17 protein-coding genes and 1 pseudogene are annotated in these 17,644 nt (G+C 40.3%); 10 read left to right on the top strand and 8 right to left on the bottom strand.

Going from position 1 to position 17,644, the window contains the following annotated elements; all coding sequences use genetic code 11:
- Both F896_RS14010 and F896_RS21200 read right to left on the bottom strand, forming a co-directional pair.
- A pseudogene (locus tag F896_RS14010) lies at nucleotides 1-782 on the bottom strand (cell surface protein); the annotation flags it as partial.
- Nucleotides 728-871, bottom strand: coding sequence for an ESPR-type extended signal peptide-containing protein (locus F896_RS21200; protein ID WP_081401931.1), 144 nt, complete (start codon nucleotides 869-871; stop codon nucleotides 728-730). The gene F896_RS21200 and the pseudogene F896_RS14010, both read right to left, overlap by 55 nt.
- Nucleotides 872-1,356: 485 nt before the next feature.
- Between F896_RS21200 and F896_RS14015 the strand changes: the two genes are divergently transcribed.
- The 5 genes from F896_RS14015 to F896_RS14035 all read left to right on the top strand — a co-directional run bounded on the left by F896_RS14015 (nucleotide 1,357) and on the right by F896_RS14035 (nucleotide 7,493).
- Complete coding sequence (locus F896_RS14015; protein ID WP_005243307.1) at nucleotides 1,357-1,944, top strand: 5-formyltetrahydrofolate cyclo-ligase; 588 nt, start codon at nucleotides 1,357-1,359, stop codon at nucleotides 1,942-1,944.
- Nucleotides 1,945-2,088: 144 nt separating this feature from the next.
- Nucleotides 2,089-4,518, top strand: coding sequence for an endopeptidase La (gene lon, locus F896_RS14020; RefSeq protein ID WP_005269993.1), 2,430 nt, complete (start codon nucleotides 2,089-2,091; stop codon nucleotides 4,516-4,518).
- Nucleotides 4,519-4,841: 323 nt separating this feature from the next.
- Nucleotides 4,842-5,321, top strand: coding sequence for a 23S rRNA (pseudouridine(1915)-N(3))-methyltransferase RlmH (gene rlmH, locus F896_RS14025; RefSeq protein ID WP_004801239.1), 480 nt, complete (start codon nucleotides 4,842-4,844; stop codon nucleotides 5,319-5,321).
- A gap of 100 nt (nucleotides 5,322-5,421) precedes the next feature.
- Nucleotides 5,422-6,195, top strand: coding sequence for a DODA-type extradiol aromatic ring-opening family dioxygenase (locus tag F896_RS14030; RefSeq protein WP_005202340.1), 774 nt, complete (start codon nucleotides 5,422-5,424; stop codon nucleotides 6,193-6,195).
- Between the two features lie 191 nt (nucleotides 6,196-6,386).
- On the top strand, nucleotides 6,387-7,493 hold the full coding sequence (locus F896_RS14035; protein ID WP_016162957.1) for an META and DUF4377 domain-containing protein: 1,107 nt from the start codon (nucleotides 6,387-6,389) through the stop codon (nucleotides 7,491-7,493).
- An 89-nt stretch (nucleotides 7,494-7,582) separates the two neighbouring features.
- Here the strand turns inward: F896_RS14035 and gdhA are convergent, their stop codons facing one another.
- Nucleotides 7,583-8,929, bottom strand: coding sequence for an NADP-specific glutamate dehydrogenase (gene gdhA, locus F896_RS14040; RefSeq protein ID WP_016162956.1), 1,347 nt, complete (start codon nucleotides 8,927-8,929; stop codon nucleotides 7,583-7,585).
- Between the two features lie 374 nt (nucleotides 8,930-9,303).
- On the opposite strand from gdhA, the gene F896_RS14045 reads away from it, so the two are divergent.
- Together F896_RS14045 and nth are read left to right on the top strand one after the other, a co-directional pair.
- Nucleotides 9,304-10,101 carry an RnfABCDGE type electron transport complex subunit B gene (locus F896_RS14045; protein ID WP_016162955.1) on the top strand — a complete coding sequence of 266 codons (798 nt, stop codon included), beginning with the start codon at nucleotides 9,304-9,306 and terminating at the stop codon, nucleotides 10,099-10,101.
- Nucleotides 10,102-10,788: an endonuclease III gene (nth, locus tag F896_RS14050; RefSeq protein ID WP_016162954.1), complete on the top strand. Its 687-nt coding sequence runs from the start codon at nucleotides 10,102-10,104 to the stop codon at nucleotides 10,786-10,788.
- Here the strand turns inward: nth and F896_RS14055 are convergent.
- From F896_RS14055 to F896_RS14070, 4 genes are all read right to left on the bottom strand, one after another.
- A complete protein-coding gene (locus F896_RS14055) occupies nucleotides 10,785-10,967 on the bottom strand; it encodes a hypothetical protein (protein WP_004801249.1) in 183 nt (60 codons plus the stop codon). The two genes, nth and F896_RS14055, sit on opposite strands and share 4 nt — an antisense overlap.
- Nucleotides 10,968-11,028: 61 nt before the next feature.
- Nucleotides 11,029-11,682, bottom strand: coding sequence for an adenylate kinase (adk, locus tag F896_RS14060; protein WP_004801251.1), 654 nt, complete (start codon nucleotides 11,680-11,682; stop codon nucleotides 11,029-11,031).
- Between the two features lie 83 nt (nucleotides 11,683-11,765).
- Nucleotides 11,766-13,079, bottom strand: coding sequence for a DUF445 domain-containing protein (locus F896_RS14065; RefSeq protein ID WP_004801253.1), 1,314 nt, complete (start codon nucleotides 13,077-13,079; stop codon nucleotides 11,766-11,768).
- Between the two features lie 61 nt (nucleotides 13,080-13,140).
- A complete protein-coding gene (locus tag F896_RS14070) occupies nucleotides 13,141-13,659 on the bottom strand; it encodes a hypothetical protein (RefSeq protein WP_004801255.1) in 519 nt (172 codons plus the stop codon).
- 239 nt (nucleotides 13,660-13,898) lie between these two features.
- Here F896_RS14070 and mrdA point away from each other — a divergent pair, with 239 nt between their 5' ends.
- Both mrdA and rsmD read left to right on the top strand, forming a co-directional pair.
- Nucleotides 13,899-15,938, top strand: coding sequence for a penicillin-binding protein 2 (gene mrdA, locus F896_RS14075; RefSeq protein ID WP_005202332.1), 2,040 nt, complete (start codon nucleotides 13,899-13,901; stop codon nucleotides 15,936-15,938).
- Nucleotides 15,938-16,486 (top strand): 16S rRNA (guanine(966)-N(2))-methyltransferase RsmD, encoded by a 549-nt coding sequence (gene rsmD / locus F896_RS14080; protein WP_016162953.1) that lies wholly within the window; start codon nucleotides 15,938-15,940, stop codon nucleotides 16,484-16,486. Before mrdA ends, rsmD begins: the two co-directional genes overlap by 1 nt.
- Here rsmD and F896_RS14085 read toward each other — a convergent pair.
- Nucleotides 16,483-16,887, bottom strand: a complete 405-nt coding sequence (locus tag F896_RS14085) for a hypothetical protein (RefSeq protein WP_005202329.1) — start codon at nucleotides 16,885-16,887, stop codon at nucleotides 16,483-16,485. The two genes, rsmD and F896_RS14085, sit on opposite strands and share 4 nt — an antisense overlap.
- Before the next feature lie 391 nt (nucleotides 16,888-17,278).
- Here F896_RS14085 and F896_RS14090 point away from each other — a divergent pair, with 391 nt between their 5' ends.
- Nucleotides 17,279-17,629: a hypothetical protein gene (locus F896_RS14090; protein ID WP_016162951.1), complete on the top strand. Its 351-nt coding sequence runs from the start codon at nucleotides 17,279-17,281 to the stop codon at nucleotides 17,627-17,629.
- Nucleotides 17,630-17,644: the final 15 nt, after the last annotated feature.

Below are 17,644 nucleotides of genomic sequence, written 5' to 3'. Positions count from 1 at the left end.
TTGTCTTCTGCTGTTGCAGCATCAGCGCCACCAACAATGTTTAACTTCTCACCCAATTTACGATGAACATCTACACCAGCATTACCTGCAAAGTTCAAGCCTTTGTTAGTCAGATCATTAACACCTGTAGTGACTTTGTCATCAACTGACTTGATTGCATCATTGATATTGTCTTTACCTGTGCCACCAATGTTGTTGGTGCTGATGCTGCCATCTGGATTAACCGTTGTGTTTCCACCAATGCTGTTCTTGATGCTGTCAGAAATATTCTTGATCTGACCGCCATTCACTGCATCTTTAGAACCATTCGCGATTGAACCATCTGCAACATTGGTAATGACTTTATTACCTGCATTGATGCCATCTTTAGTGATGCTTGGACCATCTTTAATGGTTAAACCTTTGTCGTTTAATACCGTATCAGCAGTCGTGATGCTGTCTAAATTAAGGTCTTTCTTGGTTGAAACTTCGTAGTTAGTACTACCATCTTTATTGGTCGTCTCTTTAACAACAATGTTGTCGCCTTCAGTCACTGTAGTTTTCGCTTTAGTTGCAGCGTCTTTCACATTGCTGATTGCATCATTGATGTTGTTTTCACCTGTACCACCAATGTTGTTGGTGCTGATGCTGCCATCTGGATTAACTGTTGTGTTTCCACCAATGCTGTTCTTGATGCTGTCAGAAATATTCTTGATCTGACCACCATTCACCGCATCTTTTGAACCATTCACAATTGAACCATCAGCAACATTGCTAATGACCTTATTACGAGAACTTTTGATTTGGTTTTTGTTTTGCTTTTTGCGAGTTCTGATGTTGCAACCCATGCGCCAATCGATGCATTCCAAACCACTTTATATACTTTATTCATAAAAATTCTCAGATAATTACTACAGTTATTGATGGTCTAAAAATGCCAATGAGCATTTTTAGTTCGGTGCTAAAAAAAGAGTCGCGGATGCTAATAAAACCAATGAAACTGGTAAAGTATGAATAAACATTTTTATCTATAAAGTGAGATATATTTCTCATATTAACAAAACAAACAATTGATTAAATATTTGATTAAAATAATAAAAATAATTATTTGTTTCATTTTGTTTTTATTGTGTTTTATTTTATAAAGAACATGAAAAATAGAGTAATTACTCTTTAATGTATTAATAAATAATATTCAATACCTCAAACACCCATTAATTATTGGAATAAATAATTAAAACCATATTTGTTAGAATAAATACAGATTGATATATAAGTTATTAATTTTACTTAAAAGTATAAAAAGCTTTGATTTTAGAATTCAGACAGTAAATCAGGTATGATTGCCTTTACCTCAAAACAGTTTTTTTAAACCTTATGAGTCAGACATTAAACACATTAAGAAAACAACTCCGTTCAAAAAGAAGACAACTCTCTCATTACGAACAAAAGAAAGCTGAACAACGTGTTTTGGTTCAACTTAGACAATTTACTCGATTTAAATCCGCATCAAAAATTGGACTTTATTTACATGCCTTTGGTGAAGTACATACCGATCAACTGTTAAAGCTTTGTTTTAGGCAAAATAAACACGTTTACTTGCCCATGATTTGTAATATGAATCAGCATTTAGTTTGGGTAAAAGTGAGCTCGAGACAATATTTAAATAGGAGATTTTCCCATCACCCCCTAGGAATGAAAGAGCCGATGGCAAGTCGTGGCAAACATGTTTCATATTTAGACTTACTCATTATGCCTTTATTGGCTTGTGATCAGTTTGGAACACGTATTGGCATGGGCGGCGGCTATTATGATCGAACCTTGGCATCAGCCAAACATCGTCCTTATCGTCTTGGTCTTGCTCACACATTTCAATATGTTGACACCCCGCTATTAAGGCAGAAATGGGACCAACCATTAAATGCCTTACTTTGCCCTAAAAAGTTTTATTATTTCATGCCTTAGCATGCTTTTTTTCTTATTTCCGCAATGAATCTTGAGTAATTTAGTCTTTTTTTTATATTTTCTAATCCCACCCCCTTGTATTTTTTCAAATGCACATCACTATAAAAAACATGGCAACACCGTTGTCACTCATTAGGAGTGCCCATGTCTGAATATATCTTAAACAATGAAACTAGCTTAGAGCCACAGGTTCCAAGTGTATTACCACTATTAGCGTTACGTGATGTTGTGGTGTATCCACACATGCAAATCGCGCTATTCGTGGGTCGTGAAAAATCGATCAATGCAGTGGATGTGGCTCGTAACAGTGACAATTTAGTATTTGTAGTTGCGCAAAAAGATTCGCTCACAGAAGAAATTGATCACGATAATCTCTATCAATATGGAACCGTGGCTAAGATCGTACAAGTAGTCAATCATGAAAATGATGAAAACTGCATTAAAGTACTTATTGAAGGTCTACATCGTTCTAAGTTAGAACGCATTATTGACGGAGAAGAATACTTAACAGCTGAACATCATTTAAGCCCAATGACATTACCTTTGGACGAAGAGACCCAAGAGACTCGCTTAAATGAATTACGTACCCTATTCGCTCAATATGCAGAAGCGAAACTACGTAATGCACGTGAACTCGTTGCAGCAGCAAACAAAATCGAAGACTTATTGCAATTGATGTTCTTCGTTGCAACTCGTGTACCTTTAAATATTGAAGTGAAACAAAAATTTTTAGAGCACGACGAGTTTGAAGATCACTTACAAGAGTTAATGAGCTATTTGATGAATCAATCTGCTGAACAGCAAATTGAGCAAACGCTGCATGACAGTGTAAAACGCCAAATGGAAAAGAACCAACGTGAATACTTTCTAAATGAAAAAATGAAGGTCATTCAACGTGAACTTTCCGATATGAATGGCGGTGCGGAAGATGACGTTGCAGAAATTGAAAAACGTCTTGCGGAAGCAGATTTACCTGAGCACGTACGTAAAAAAGCTGAAGCTGAGTTTCGTAAGCTGAAAGCGATGCAACCTGCTTCAAGCGAAGCTGCTGTTGTTCGCAACTATCTAGAAGTTATTTTAGATACGCCTTGGAATAAAGCCAGCAAGGTCAGTATTAACCTTGCGAAAGCACAGGAAATTCTTGATACAGATCATTACGGCTTAGATGACGTAAAAGATCGTATTGTTGAATACTTGGCAGTTCAGTCTCGTGTTAAAAAACTCAAAGGTCCGATCCTATGTTTGGTTGGTCCTCCAGGTGTTGGTAAGACTTCACTCGGTGAATCAGTTGCAAAAGCAACAGGTCGTGAGTTTGTCCGTATGGCACTCGGTGGTGTACGTGATGAAGCCGAGATTCGTGGTCACCGTCGTACTTATATTGGTGCGATGCCAGGTAAGATCGTGCAGTCATTGACGAAAGTCGGTGTCAAGAACCCATTGTTCTTACTCGATGAAATCGACAAGATGGCACAAGATTACCGTGGTGATCCTGCTTCAGCGTTGCTTGAAGTACTTGATCCATCACAAAACAGCAAGTTCAATGACCATTATTTAGATCTTGACCTTGACCTTTCAGAAGTGATGTTCATCTGTACTGCAAACAGCATGAATATTCCTGAGGCCTTGCTGGATCGTATGGAAGTCATTCGTCTTCCGGGTTATACCGAAGATGAAAAAGTGAATATTGCTGAACGTTACCTTGTTCCGAAAGCAATCAAGAACAATGGTTTACGTACAAAAGAATTGACTGTTCACGAAGAGGCAATCCGCGACATCGTACAACGTTATACACGTGAAGCGGGTGTTCGTAGTTTAGAGCGTGAAGTGTCTAAAATTGCCCGTAAAGTCGTGAAAGAAGCGGTGAGCAAGAAGTCTAAAAACTTACAGATTGACGTGACTTCAGCCAATCTTCCTGAATACTTAGGTCCACATAAGTTTGACTTCGGTATTGCAGAAGATGAAGCACAAGTGGGTCGTGTTAATGGCTTGGCTTGGACCTCTGTCGGTGGTGAATTACTTACCATTGAAGTTGCAGCAGTCAAAGGTAAAGGTAAATTCATTACTACTGGTTCACTTGGTGATGTAATGAAGGAATCAATTACCGCTGCGATGACTGTAGTACGTACGCGTGCTGATGAATTGGGAATTGAAGCATCACGTTTTGAAGAAACAGATGTGCATGTTCACTTGCCTGAAGGCGCAACGCCAAAAGATGGTCCATCTGCTGGTTTAGCCCTGACCACTGCCCTTGTGTCGGCATTTACAGGTATTCCGATTCGTCCAGATATCGCGATGACAGGTGAAACCAGTTTAGGTGGTCGCGCGATGCGTATTGGTGGCTTAAAAGAGAAACTTCTTGCGGCTCACCGTGGTGGAATCAAACTGGTGTTTATTCCACAAGATAACGTCCGTGATTTGGCTGAAATTCCTGACAATGTCAAAGAAGGATTAGAAATCAAAGCAGTGAAAAGCATTGATGAAATTCTACCTTTAGCACTGACAGATACACCAAAGCCTTTGCCAAAGACACCGATTGTAAAACCAGTCGAAGAAGCAAAAGCAGCACGTCACTAATCAGTAAATGATTGGACATAAAAGAGAGCTTCGGCTCTCTTTTTTTGTTACACAATATGGTTGAAAAATAACCAACATGCGGCATAATAAAATAGAGTCGATAAAAACAAAGGCTAAATTTGACTCATGAACTCATTTTAGCGCCATCCGAACTCCAGACGGATGGCACTTTGATCGCAGCTCATACGCGTTTTGAGCTGCGTTTTTTATGACTATGCTACAACTGCTTTTTGTATTTTTTATGACTAGATAAACCATACTTACCTGCATGTAACAAAGAACAGCGTTTATAATAAGGCTCATTTCCTCAAGCACACACGCCTATGAAAATCCGCATTCTCACCATTGGTCAAAAAATGCCTGCTTGGGTGTTAACTGGATTTGAAGACTATTTCAAACGTATCCAGCCCTTTGTACAAACACAGGTGATTGAGCTTCCAATGGCAAAGCGCGGCAAAAATGACTCTGAGGCAGATATTTTGAAATACTGTCAAATTGAAGGTGAAAGTATTCTAAATGCACTCAAATCCAATGAAACCTTGATTGCTTTAGAAGTAAATGGTCGTGAACTGAGTACGGAAAAGTTAGCTGATACGATGAAACAATGGATGCTTGAAGGCAATGATATTGCGATTGCAATTGGTGGTCCTGATGGGCATTCCGATGCTGTTCGTAAAGCTGCTGCTTGGCATTGGTCATTGTCAAAACTGACCATGCCGCACCCAATGGTACGTATTCTACTGATTGAGCAACTTTATCGTGCCATGAGTATTAATCATAACCACCCGTACCATCGTGCTTAAAACTGTTCTAATTTTAGAACAACATGTTGAAATTTAAGGGCTATCACTGCAGTACTGAATTTGTCAGGATAATGGTGTATTCCCTTTCAGGTGTTTATTTATGGATCTGCAAACTTTACCCGGATTATTTATTTCTCATGGTTCGCCCATGCTGGCACTTGATCCAGAGCAAGTGGGTCCTGCACTGCATCGTCTGGGCAGTAACTTGCCGAAACCACAGGCCATAGTGGTGATGTCAGCGCACTGGGAAAGCCAAGCCTTAGAAGTCAACACTTCAACACGCCCAGAAACGTGGCATGACTTCCGTGGTTTTCCGCCTGAATTATATGACATTCGCTACCCTGCGGCAGGCGCACCAAAACTGGCAGAAGAAATCCTCTCGCGCTTTGCAACAGCGGGTATTTCTGCACATGCCAATAGTACCCGTCCACGCGATCATGGCGTCTGGATGCCGCTTTTGCACATGTATCCAGATGCAGATATCCCTGTGATTGAGATTTCACTCCCCCTTTATATGAGTGCTGACGACATTTACCATGTTGGAGAAGTACTCTCACCGTTACGAGAGCAACAAATTCTGTTGATCGGTTCAGGCAGTATTACTCACAATCTGGCTGAATTGTCATGGCATGCTGATGCCGATGTACCCGCATGGGCCAGTACTTTCCGTAATACAGTGGTCAGTAAACTCAGTCATCAAGATTACGATGCGGTACTAGATTGGCCATCTTTGCCTTATATTGAGCGTAATCACCCGAGCCTTGAGCACCTTGCGCCACTATTCTTTGCAATGGGTACAGGTCATCGTTTCAATATTGTACATAGCAGCTTCTCGATGGGCTCGTTGGGTATGGATATTTATCGTTTTGACTAAATAACCAACTACATCACATAATTATAAAATAGGCTTGAACCAAATAATGGCAAGCCTATAAATCTTCTATATTTTTCCAAAATTTTACAAATAGAAACATTTAACGAACTTAATTCCTAAACGGTTACCATGTTCTCTTTTTAAGAATACTTTAAGCTTATGTCTGTTATTTACTTATCGTTGTTTTGAATATGAAAATCAAATATTTAGTTCTTGCATTACTTCCGCTTTCTTTAATGGCGTGCCAAACTGTGCAAAATGTGACTGATAATGTAATTTCTCAAATTAATACAACTGCTGCAAAAAACCTAACTGAATATAATTGGACTTACCAAGGTTCTAAAGCATCTAAACCTTTAGTGTTAACTTTTAACGCTGACCAAAAACTTGCAATCCAAACTGGCTGTAACAACCAAGGCGGTACTTGGGCAGTTGAAGGCAACAAAATTGTAACGTCTCCACTTGTATCGACCATGATGGCTTGTGCTGATGATTTAATGCAGCAAGAACGTTTATCTGCTGACATCTTCAGCGAGAAAAAAGTACCATTTGAAATCAGCACAGTGAATGGTCAAGCCATCTTGACTGTGACGGATAGTAAAGGTCAAAAACATGTATTTACAGGTGCAAAAGTGACGAATAGTAACGTGTTAACCAACTACACTTGGTCATATCAACCTGCTGATACCAAACGTCCAATCGTATTAAGCTTCTTAGCGAACGATCGTTTATCTGTAGACACAGGTTGCAACCGTTTAAATACATCATGGAAAATTGAAAATGGTTTAATCGCTACGGGCGACGGTGCATCAACCATGATGGCATGTGAACCAGCATTGATGGCACAAGAAAAATTCGCAGGTGATCTTCTACAAAAACGTCAAATCGCGTTTGAAGTAAATGCAACCAACCCAGAGCAACCAACATTGGTAATCGCGGATGCTAAAGGTCAAAAATATACCTTTGTTGGTAAAATGACCCCAGAAGCAAAATACCAGTCTGAAGGTAAAACAGTTTTCTTAGAAATTTCACCTGAAACTAAATCATGCACAGGCGTGGCACCACAAACCTGTATGCAAGTTCTTGAAATCAAATATGATGACAAAGGTTTAAAAACTTACGCAGATAAAAACTGGTCATTGTACTACGGTCAAATCGAAGGTTTTGAGCACAATCCACAACAACGTGTGATTGTACGTGTTAAACGTTTTGACATTAAAAACCCTGCTGCTGACCAATCAAGCATTGCAGACGTACTCGATATGGTTGTTGAGCAAGAGATTGTGAAAAAACCATAATTTCAGTTAGAAATAAAAAATCCGATGCTTTGTCATCGGATTTTTTTATGAAAATTCCCTCTTTATTAAAGAGGGAATCCGTAAGATTGTTAATAAATGCCCTGCGCTAAAATTGCATCAGCAACTTTTACAAAACCTGCAATATTCGCCCCATCAACATAGTTAATTGAGCCATCTTCCTGAGTCCCGTATTTGACACAGTTACGATGAATCTCTTTCATAATCGCATGTAAGCGCTCATCAACCTGTTCAAATGACCAACCCAAGCGATTGGCATTCTGCGACATTTCCAAACCAGAGGTTGCTACCCCACCTGCATTCGATGCTTTACCTGGTGCATATAGGATTTTCGCTGCAATAAATTTTTCAACGGCCTCAAGTGTAGATGGCATATTCGCGCCTTCTGCTACACAAATCACGCCATTGGACAATAACGTTGCTGCATCTTCAGCATTGAGCTCATTTTGCGTTGCACAAGGTAGAGCAATATCTACGGCAATATGCCACGGAGTTTTGCCTTCGAAATATTCAAAACCATGCTTTGATGCGAATTCTGACATCCGACCGCGTTGAACATTTTTCAGTTCCATCACTTCATCGAGCAAAGCCTTAGTAAAGCCATTCTTTAAATAGACCGTACCATTTGAATCAGACAAAGTCACAACTTTAGCGCCTAAGAACATCGCTTTTTCTGCGGCATATTGCGCCACATTGCCTGAACCTGAAATCGATACGGTTTTATTGGCAAAACTATCGCCACGAGTTTTCAGCATTTCCTCTGCAAAATACACTGTGCCATAGCCTGTTGCTTCAGGACGGGCCAATGAACCGCCAAATGAAATCCCTTTACCTGTAAATACGCATGATGTGTCGTTACTTAACTTCTTCATCATACCGGTCATATAGCCAACTTCACGACCACCCACCCCAATATCCCCAGCAGGAATATCGGTATTTGAGCCAAGATGACGGTACAGCTCCAGCATCAAAGCTTGGCAGAAGCGCATGATTTCTGCTTCAGATTTACCTTTCGGGTCAAAATCCGAACCACCTTTACCACCGCCCATTGGCAGAGTAGTTAGCGCATTTTTAAATGTTTGTTCAAAGCCTAAAAACTTTAAAATGGACAAGTTCACAGAAGGATGGAAACGCATTCCCCCTTTGTATGGACCAATTGCAGAGTTGTATTGAACACGGAAACCACGATTGACATGGGTCTGGCCTTGGTCATCCATCCACGATACACGGAATTGAATCGCTCGCTCAGGTTCAACCAGTCGTTCTAGCAAGCCATATTGAGCATATTTCGGATTTTTCTCAATGAATGGCCACAAGCTGGTCATCACTTCTTCGACCGCCTGCAAAAATTCAGGTTGATATGGATCTCTAGCTTTAACATAATCCAGAAAGTCATTTAAGCTATTGTATTTCAACATTCACCCCCGAGCCTGTGATTTATCTTGGTGCTAAAAATGCACCAAAATAGAGTTTTCCACTATTAAATACAGATTACTATTTCATCACAATATTATTTTTAAGCTTAACTATTTTTATTAATTAAAATCATAATCTTAGATCAATAAATATTCATTATTTAGATAATAAATAAAGGTCAAAAATGTAGAAAAAGTCACATTCCAACAGGAAAGTAGATTTATTTAAAAATTTAATTGCACTAAAAAACATCAATAAAAGCACTATTTTTAAGCACAACCTGTTTTCAACGCTATGGATATTTTTCGATTGCTTCGCCGCGATAAATCATTATTTGCTATACTAAGCTCCCTGTTTTTTGCTTCATCTTCGATACATGTCCCCAACTGCACAACATGCGCTTATTGTCCAAATTGACCAACTGTTACCACAAACACAATGTGGTTTATGCGGGCATCGTGATGGCTGCTTACCTTATGCAAAATCAATTGCAGAGGGTGAGGAAGCCAATAAATGTGTGCCTGGTGGACAACCTGTTGCAGATGCACTGGCAGCCTTGTTAGAACGCCCGCAACTCAAAGCTGAACCCAGCGTTTGGGATATTCAACTGGATGGTCGACCGCAACGGATCAAAGCTGTGATTCGTGAAGATGAATGTATTGGCTGTACCAAATGTATTAGTGCCTGCCCTGTCGATGCGATTATTGGTAGTGGCAAATTAATGCACAGTATTTTGACTGACCTGTGTACGGGTTGTGAGTTATGCATTCCACCTTGCCCTGTCGATTGTATTGATTTGGTTGAAGATACCCAACCTTTACCCACCACAATGCAACGTACGGCTGAACAGGATGATTTAAGACATCGTTATTACGCGCATATCCAACGTGAAGAAAAACGTCGCTTGAGCCGTAAAGGGCCGATTGTACGTGCTGAAATTGATGTGGAGTTTTTCGCCCAATTTTCTCAGGCGCTCAATAATGTTCCGGTGATAACCTTGGTAGATAAGCCGAAAGAAAACACCACACTCGATGCAAAAACAACAATCGAACTTGCGAAAGTACGCACCCAGATTAAAAAACTCGAAAAACAACTCAGTGTTCGTGCTGATGAATCAAAGCAAGCTCAATTGATTGCTTTACAACAACGTTTAACTGAATTGCAGGAGGTCTAAATGCCCGTAAAAAATATGACTAAAAAGCAGATTCAGACTTTTTTTGAACGTTTACGTGAACAGAGACCGAATCCTCAGACCGAGCTGAACTACTCCTCTCCTTTTGAGCTATTGATCGCTGTATTGCTGTCTGCTCAAGCAACTGATGTCAGTGTCAACAAAGCCACGGATAAACTGTATCCTGTTGCCAATACCGCTCAAGCCATTTTAGACCTCGGAATTGATGGTTTAAAATCATATATCAAGACCATTGGCTTATATAATTCTAAAGCTGAAAACGTGATTAAAACCTGCCGAATTTTGGTGGATCAATATCAAGGACAAATTCCAGAAACACGTAAAGAACTGGAAGCCCTCCCCGGTGTAGGACGTAAAACAGCGAATGTGGTACTGAATACTGCTTTTGGTCAGCCGACCATGGCCGTTGATACGCACATTTTTCGTGTCGGTAACCGCACTGGTTTAGCTGTTGGAAAAAATGTTTTAGAAGTAGAAGATCGCTTGATTAAAGTAATTCCGAAAGAATTTATTATTGATGCCCATCACTGGCTGATCTTGCATGGGCGTTATTGTTGTATTGCACGTAAACCGAAATGTGGTGAATGTATCGTTGCAGATGTCTGTAACTGGCCAGATCGGTTTGAATTTGGTGCAACCAAACCAATCGCAATAAAAAACCTCAGTTAATCCTGAGGTTTTTTTTGCTGTTGCAGTTTTGGATGTAATTGGCGAGCTTTACCATTTTTTCTATTTTCCAAGGCTTGTTGCTGTTGCACATGACGCAGCATTTTCTGACTTTGGTACAAAAGAAATAATAGTAAAACGATGCTGAAAATGACCACTAAAATCAAAACAACTTTTAGCATGAGCTTCCTCCAAATAAAAAGAGCTCTGTATTCAGAGCTCTTTTAAAATCTGCAACTTAAATTATTTATCTAAGATTGCAAATAAATCAGCTTGAACGTTTTCGATGGCACGTAAACCATCTAGCTTGTCATAAGTTGGTGCATTTTCACCAGAGGCAGCACGACCTTGATAGAAACCAACCAATTGCTCAGTTTCGCTATGGTAAGACCCAAGACGCTTACGAATCGTTTCTTCTTGGTCATCTGGGCGTTGCACAAGGTCTTCACCTGTTTCATCATCTTTACCTTCCACTTTTGGTGGATTGTAAACAATGTGATAAACACGACCCGATGCAGGGTGCTGACGACGACCAGAAAGACGTTGCACGATTTCTTCGTCAGGTACAGCAATCTCAATCACGTGATCAATGCTAATTCCAGCTGTTTCTAATGCTTCAGCTTGTGGAATTGTGCGCGGGAAACCGTCAAAGATACAACCATTTTCACAGTCAGGCTGAGCAATACGTTCTTTAACCAAGCCAATAATCAGTTCATCAGAGACTAAACCACCTGATTCCATGACGCTTTTCGCTTTTAAGCCAAGTTCAGTACCTTCACGAATTGCAGCACGGAGCATATCACCGGTTGAAATTTGTGGGATATTGTAGCGCTTACAGATCAACTGAGCTTGAGTACCTTTGCCTGCCCCAGGTGGTCCGAGTAAAATAATGCGCATAAAAGAACATCCTCATTTAAAAACAATAAATCTTAAATTGAGCAATATCATACAGACTTATCACTCAACCAACATCAAATTAATTATAAGAAAGCAACAAATAAGTGAATTAAACCAGCAAAGAAACCAGTCACCCCACCGAGTACAATTAAGATCCACTCATCTTCTTGGAACGCAGGACGCAATAAGTTTTGGAACTCTTTCGGTGTTAGTTCACGGATGCGGTCTCTAAACATTTGAAAGATCTTCTGCGCACGACTTGCATTCAAAGCTGGGTCACATACTGGTCCCATGGTAATTTCAATTGAGCGATCAATCAAGTCGGTCTTGAGTCTAGCATATTCTCTTGGCCCTAATGAAAGCTGCAATGAGGTTCTGACCAGTGGAGTTTCCATAATTTCATTGATATGACGCTTGACAATACGACGAGTTTTGTCTTTTTTACTACCATACATCATTTCAGTCATGATGGACTTTAAGGTAATTAAATCTTCAGTCACCACACTGGCAAATACATCGGAAACCTCTTCCTGACGCTTCATAAATGCACCTTGAACATTGTAAGTACCAATCTTTAACACAGGTACAATCCAAGGGAATTTGCGGTCTTTGGTCAGACGAAAAATCTGCGGATAACGAATATAGTGTGGTTCAATCGGATTGAAGACCATCCAGATCGCAATCCAGTTGGTTAAAAAGCCCCAGATTGCTGCCCAAAACGGAACCGTCCAGTGCCATGGCACTACAAACCAAACGATCATTTGGAATATACCAAAGAACATCCCTATTAATGCACTGATATGCCAAATAAAATTAATTTCTTTCTGACCCACTTTCAGGAACATGCGTACCATTAAACGGCGGTCACCTTCCATTTGGCTCACCACCATTTCACGCATGTCCACCAGTGACTCAACGTTCATGGTCAGCTCAGTCACAAGTTCCCTAAGTGTCGTGGGTAACTGTTTATGTGCTTGCGCGTAGATACGACGCTTAATCGAATAAGGTAGGTTTTCCCAAAGTACAGCATTACGATCAATCATCACTTCATCAATCAGATGCTCAAGCTCAAACCCTACCTGCTCACCGATGATCATCGCCATATCTTCTGGATCCATTGCTTCTAAAAACTCTCGCAATGAACCCAATTTAGATAGCGTGTTATCAGTGATGATGCCTGAAATACGTCCAGCTTTACGTGGCACAATTCCTTGCCAACCGACAGGTAATGGTCCTAAATGGAAGCCCCAAAAGTTGATTGGGTAAAATACCATTTTCAATGCCATCCATACGTGTGCCCATGTTACAAAGGCGGTCACAGGGATGATACTCAAGACTGCCAGATGGTCAGGTCGATTTAGGAAAATCTGCCACAATTCATTGACGTAATCAAACATGCATGACTCTCTGAATTATTGATACATGATGGCCTATAAAAGGATGAACGTTAATTTCCTCTTACAAACCAAAACTTAAGGTATAAGAAAACTGAAGGACAGGTTCTGATTTTTTCACAGTATTGCCATTCCCATCTTCTATTTTTTCGCGTACTCCTGCGCCTACACTGAATGTGCTGATACGCTCACTATTCAACCAGACATAAGCAAGATCGGCACCAACACCCAAGTTGCCCTTTTGTTTACCCCCATAGTTCTTACTGTCTAAATGTCCTGCATAGACACCAAGGTAATAACCATTTTTATCGGTACCAGTTAAGTAGTACGGGTAACGGAATCCAATTTGTCCACCGGGTTCATTGTCATCATTTAAAAATGCACCCGCTTTGGCGTAGGCAATCCCATACGGATTTACCCATTCAAGGTTGGCATGTAATAATTTCTTAGTAAAACCTGCACCTACATTCCACGTTGAAACGTTTGCATCTTTTAATTTAGGCTCAGGCTTAAACGGATTTTCGTCAGCATGGGCAAAACCAGTAAGTGTTAAAACCGATAATAAAAGGCAAATTTTTCTCATTATTTTCTCCATTTTCCCTAAGAGTGTATTGGAAAATCCTATTTCAAACTGTTTGTGACTTTAACAGAATTATTTTGCTTCTAATATACAAGACCATACAATTTTAATGTCTGCAAAGTCAAAAGCTGTCGCAGCATCATTTGCATGATTTGTTGAAAATTCTACAGTATGATCATGCAACTTACGTTAAAATGCGTAGCCTTTGTATTCTCTCCATCTTGTAATTAAGTCGACACCCTATGAAACAGCACTTTCCTTTAAAAAATATGCAACAAGAAAAGCGCATTTATAAGGGTCGAATCTTTTTTGCAATCTTTGTCGTGGCGATTTTTCTACTTTTATTGATCTGTCGTTATGCATATTTACAGATCGTTCATTACGATGATTTTACAACGGCATCAGATAAGAACCGTATTCGCTTACAGCCCTTAGCACCCGCTCGTGGCTACATCTACGATCGTAACGGCGTGCTATTAGCAGATAACTATCCAGTTTTCACTGCAACACTGAGTCGTGCCGATGTCAGCGATATTGATGACACTATTACCCGTCTCATTCCAATTCTGGGCTTGACCCAAGATGACGTTGATCGCTTTAAAAGCCGTGTCAAAACTGCACGTAAAACTGAACGCCTTGCAATCAAATTGAATTTGACTGAAACCGATATTGCCAAATTCAGTGAAGTGAAATATGCCTTTCCTGGGGTCAAAATTGAAACCCAAATGACCCGCTACTATCCACATGGTGAATTGTTTGCGCATGTGATTGGTTATGTGGGGCGTATCAATGATAAAGAACTCAAGTCTATTGATAAGGATTTATACGCGGGTACCAACCTGATTGGTAAAATTGGGGTTGAAAAAAGCTATGAAGACCTGTTGCATGGTATTCCTGGCTATGAATCTGTCGAAGCCGATGCACACGGCAATGTACTACGTAATTTAGGCCGCCAAAATCCAGCGCGTGGTAATGACCTGTATTTATCACTTGATTACGGTTTACAAACTATTGCCGCAAAACAATTGGCAGATCGCCGTGGTGCAATTGTAGCCATGGACCCACGTACAGGTGAAATCCTCGCATTGGTTTCCAGCCCAAGTTTTAATCCAAACCTCTTCGTGACAGGAATTAGTTCCAAAGACTATAGCGGACTGCGTGACAACCTCGATCAACCGCTTTATAACCGTGCGGTTCAGGGTGCATATCCACCAGGTTCAACCATTAAACCAATGTTTGGTTTAGGTGGTATTCATTATGGTCTCGTCGATTGGAGCACTGCAATTTCCGATCCAGGTTATTTCTCATTGCCTGGTGACAGTCACCGCTTCCGTGACCATAAAAAAACGGGTCATGGTTCAGTGAACATGCATAAAGCTCAAATTGTGTCCTGCGATACCTATTTCTATGTCCTGTCCTATCGCATGGGCATTGAGAAAATGAATGACTGGATGCGCCAATTTGGCTTTGGTGAAAAAACTGGAGTTGATTTACCAAGTGAAAGCACAGGTCTCTACCCGAGTCCTGAATGGAAAATGCGAACGCGTAAATCCAAATGGCTAAAAGGTGAAACCATTTCAGTCAGTATCGGGCAAGGGGCATTTACCTCTACACCTTTACAACTTGCTATGGCAACTGCGATCACAGCCAATAAAGGTTCACATGTCACACCACATGTACTCAGAGAAACCAAAGGTGCCAAAAAATTTAGTGTCCATAACGCGCCTGATGGCAAAATTAATTTCAATGGTACAGAACAAGATTGGATCAACATGCATGATGCAATGGTGGATGTGATTCAATCTGGTACAGGTCGTGGTATTAAAGGTGGTTTGCAATATTCAATCGCAGGTAAAACAGGGACAGCCCAAGTCAAGAGTATTGCTCAAGGTAAACGTTATAACGAAGCAGCACTTTCATCTCGACAATGGGACCATGGCTTATTCGTTGGTTTTGCGCCTGCCGATAATCCTGAAATTGCCATTGCCGTGGTTTGGGAAAATGGTAAACATGGCGGTTCAGCTGCCCAACTAGCACGTCCAATCTTTGACTATTGGCTGGTGACACGTAAAAAGAATCCACTTCGTCCAGCTAGCCATCAAGTCAGTGGAGGCTTAATGACTGCGGGAATTAAACCAGGTGAACTACCAAGCAGCAGTGTTGCAACCACGGCAACACAGAATGGCCAAGCAGCATCTACACCCGTCGCTTCATCCGCTCCAGCTTCTACACCTGTTGCACCAGCAACAGGTGCTCAACCTACGGATGGAGTGACTGAATAATGAAAAATCAATTACGTATCATCGGTGGTAACTGGAAACGCCGTACTTTACCCTTTGCCAGTATTGATGGTTTACGTCCAACACCAGATCGTGTCCGTGAAACACTATTCAACTGGTTGATGTGGGATATTCAAAACGCACAGGTTTTAGACTTGTGCAGTGGCTCTGGTGCATTAGGTTTCGAAGCGCTTTCTCGTGGAGCTGCCAAAGTCGTAATGATTGAACCGAATCCAACACAAGCCAAAGTCTTAAAAGACAATATTCAACTGTTAAAAGCGGAAAATTGCCAACTGCATGTTGCAACGGCACAGCAAACTTTAAAAAAATTAAACTCAAGTTTTGATGTAGTGTTTCTTGATCCGCCCTATAGTCTGGATTTATGGCAAGAGTTGGCTGAACTTGCTGACCCAATGATTGCAAACCATGCTTATATTTATGTAGAAGCAGATCGAGATTTAGCTCAACTCACCCTACCGCCTACTTGGCAGAAAATAAAAGAAACCAAAGCAGGTATGGTCAGAGCCGGTTTATATCAAAAAGTCAGTTAAAAAATCCGTAACCAGAAAAATCGAATCAATTGCCCTCGGTCAAAGGGAAAACTGGAAAGATATTCATAGCCAATTCGATTGGTCTGGTTCAACTGATACATCATGCCATAACCGACTGAAATCGAAAAATCATCCAGTGACAGGCTAGTGGTATCGCCTGTCAACATCTTATGGTTAAACTGATTGGTTTGATAAGCCGTATAGTTATAGACACGCCAACGTTCATTTTGAAAAAATTGGTTATGCAAAACTGAATATGCTGTTTTCATTTCAGGATAAGCAGCATCAAACATATGTTCTGTATCTTCGCTCGGCTCTGCAAAAAAATCATAATCATCCGCATAAGCTCCAGCAGAGAGACCAATCAAAAAACAGAATAAAAAAGGGTGCTTAATGTACATAACAAGATGTGTTGATGACTTTCCTATTTAGCATACCGCTAAAAATCATTTTTTATCAATCAATTGAATGTTTTTATCTACTATTTACAAACTGCTGTTTAAAATAACCACTCCATACGGCGACCATCTGGAATTACATGAAGACTCGCTCCTTCAAAGCTCGTTTCCTTGACCGCCAGCTGCGCTATAAATTAAAGGTACACAAGCATCAACATCATGCTGCTTTGCTTTTCTTACCTTCATTTTTCAATCCGCCCTATTTATTTTGTCCAATCCAATCGTGTGATTGCATAAAAAATATTAATTTTTATCGTGTTAGACATAAATAATGAATTTATAAATTCAATCATATATACAATAATACGTCCTTTAAAATTCTACTCTATCGATCATGAAGCTTTTGTACTTGCTCATTGCCACCGTGAGCTTATCAGGTTGTATCTTTGGGAAATCAAGCGAAGTAAAACGCGCTGAAAAAGTCCTACAGAGTTTTCAATGTAACAATATTGAATCCAATGAGTTAGCAACGTCTTCTATTTCAAACTTTTATCAACAATCACTGGCGGCGAATAAAGACAAAGCAGCATCTTATATTGAACAATATAAGAATGGTGAAGATCTCTTTGACATTCCGCTCGATGAAGTTGTACAACAAAAATATCAATTATATAAGCAAGCATGTCAGGCACTCGGTGGCGTCTCTACAGCCAAAGGAACAATTGCAGTAAAGGCAACTGAGTAACAGCAATAAAACTTG

This window comes from Acinetobacter genomosp. 15BJ (assembly GCF_000400715.1).
Lineage (GTDB): Bacteria > Pseudomonadota > Gammaproteobacteria > Pseudomonadales > Moraxellaceae > Acinetobacter.
Note: the sequence above shows the minus strand (reverse complement) of the source record. Positions and strands in the feature narration are given on the sequence as shown.

Bases quoted from the DNA above. Each gene is read 5' to 3' on its own strand.
- F896_RS21200 (WP_081401931.1), bottom strand. From the start codon at position 871: ATGAATAAAGTATATAAAGTGGTTTGGAATGCATCGATTGGCGCATGG.
- F896_RS14015 (WP_005243307.1), top strand. From the start codon at position 1,357: ATGAGTCAGACATTAAACACATTAAGAAAACAACTCCGTTCAAAAAGA.
- lon (WP_005269993.1), top strand. From the start codon at position 2,089: ATGTCTGAATATATCTTAAACAATGAAACTAGCTTAGAGCCACAGGTT.
- rlmH (WP_004801239.1), top strand. From the start codon at position 4,842: ATGAAAATCCGCATTCTCACCATTGGTCAAAAAATGCCTGCTTGGGTG.
- F896_RS14030 (WP_005202340.1), top strand. From the start codon at position 5,422: ATGGATCTGCAAACTTTACCCGGATTATTTATTTCTCATGGTTCGCCC.
- F896_RS14035 (WP_016162957.1), top strand. From the start codon at position 6,387: ATGAAAATCAAATATTTAGTTCTTGCATTACTTCCGCTTTCTTTAATG.
- gdhA (WP_016162956.1), bottom strand. From the start codon at position 8,929: ATGTTGAAATACAATAGCTTAAATGACTTTCTGGATTATGTTAAAGCT.
- F896_RS14045 (WP_016162955.1), top strand. From the start codon at position 9,304: ATGTCCCCAACTGCACAACATGCGCTTATTGTCCAAATTGACCAACTG.
- nth (WP_016162954.1), top strand. From the start codon at position 10,102: ATGCCCGTAAAAAATATGACTAAAAAGCAGATTCAGACTTTTTTTGAA.
- F896_RS14055 (WP_004801249.1), bottom strand. From the start codon at position 10,967: ATGCTAAAAGTTGTTTTGATTTTAGTGGTCATTTTCAGCATCGTTTTA.
- adk (WP_004801251.1), bottom strand. From the start codon at position 11,682: ATGCGCATTATTTTACTCGGACCACCTGGGGCAGGCAAAGGTACTCAA.
- F896_RS14065 (WP_004801253.1), bottom strand. From the start codon at position 13,079: ATGTTTGATTACGTCAATGAATTGTGGCAGATTTTCCTAAATCGACCT.
- F896_RS14070 (WP_004801255.1), bottom strand. From the start codon at position 13,659: ATGAGAAAAATTTGCCTTTTATTATCGGTTTTAACACTTACTGGTTTT.
- mrdA (WP_005202332.1), top strand. From the start codon at position 13,899: ATGAAACAGCACTTTCCTTTAAAAAATATGCAACAAGAAAAGCGCATT.
- rsmD (WP_016162953.1), top strand. From the start codon at position 15,938: ATGAAAAATCAATTACGTATCATCGGTGGTAACTGGAAACGCCGTACT.
- F896_RS14085 (WP_005202329.1), bottom strand. From the start codon at position 16,887: ATGTACATTAAGCACCCTTTTTTATTCTGTTTTTTGATTGGTCTCTCT.
- F896_RS14090 (WP_016162951.1), top strand. From the start codon at position 17,279: ATGAAGCTTTTGTACTTGCTCATTGCCACCGTGAGCTTATCAGGTTGT.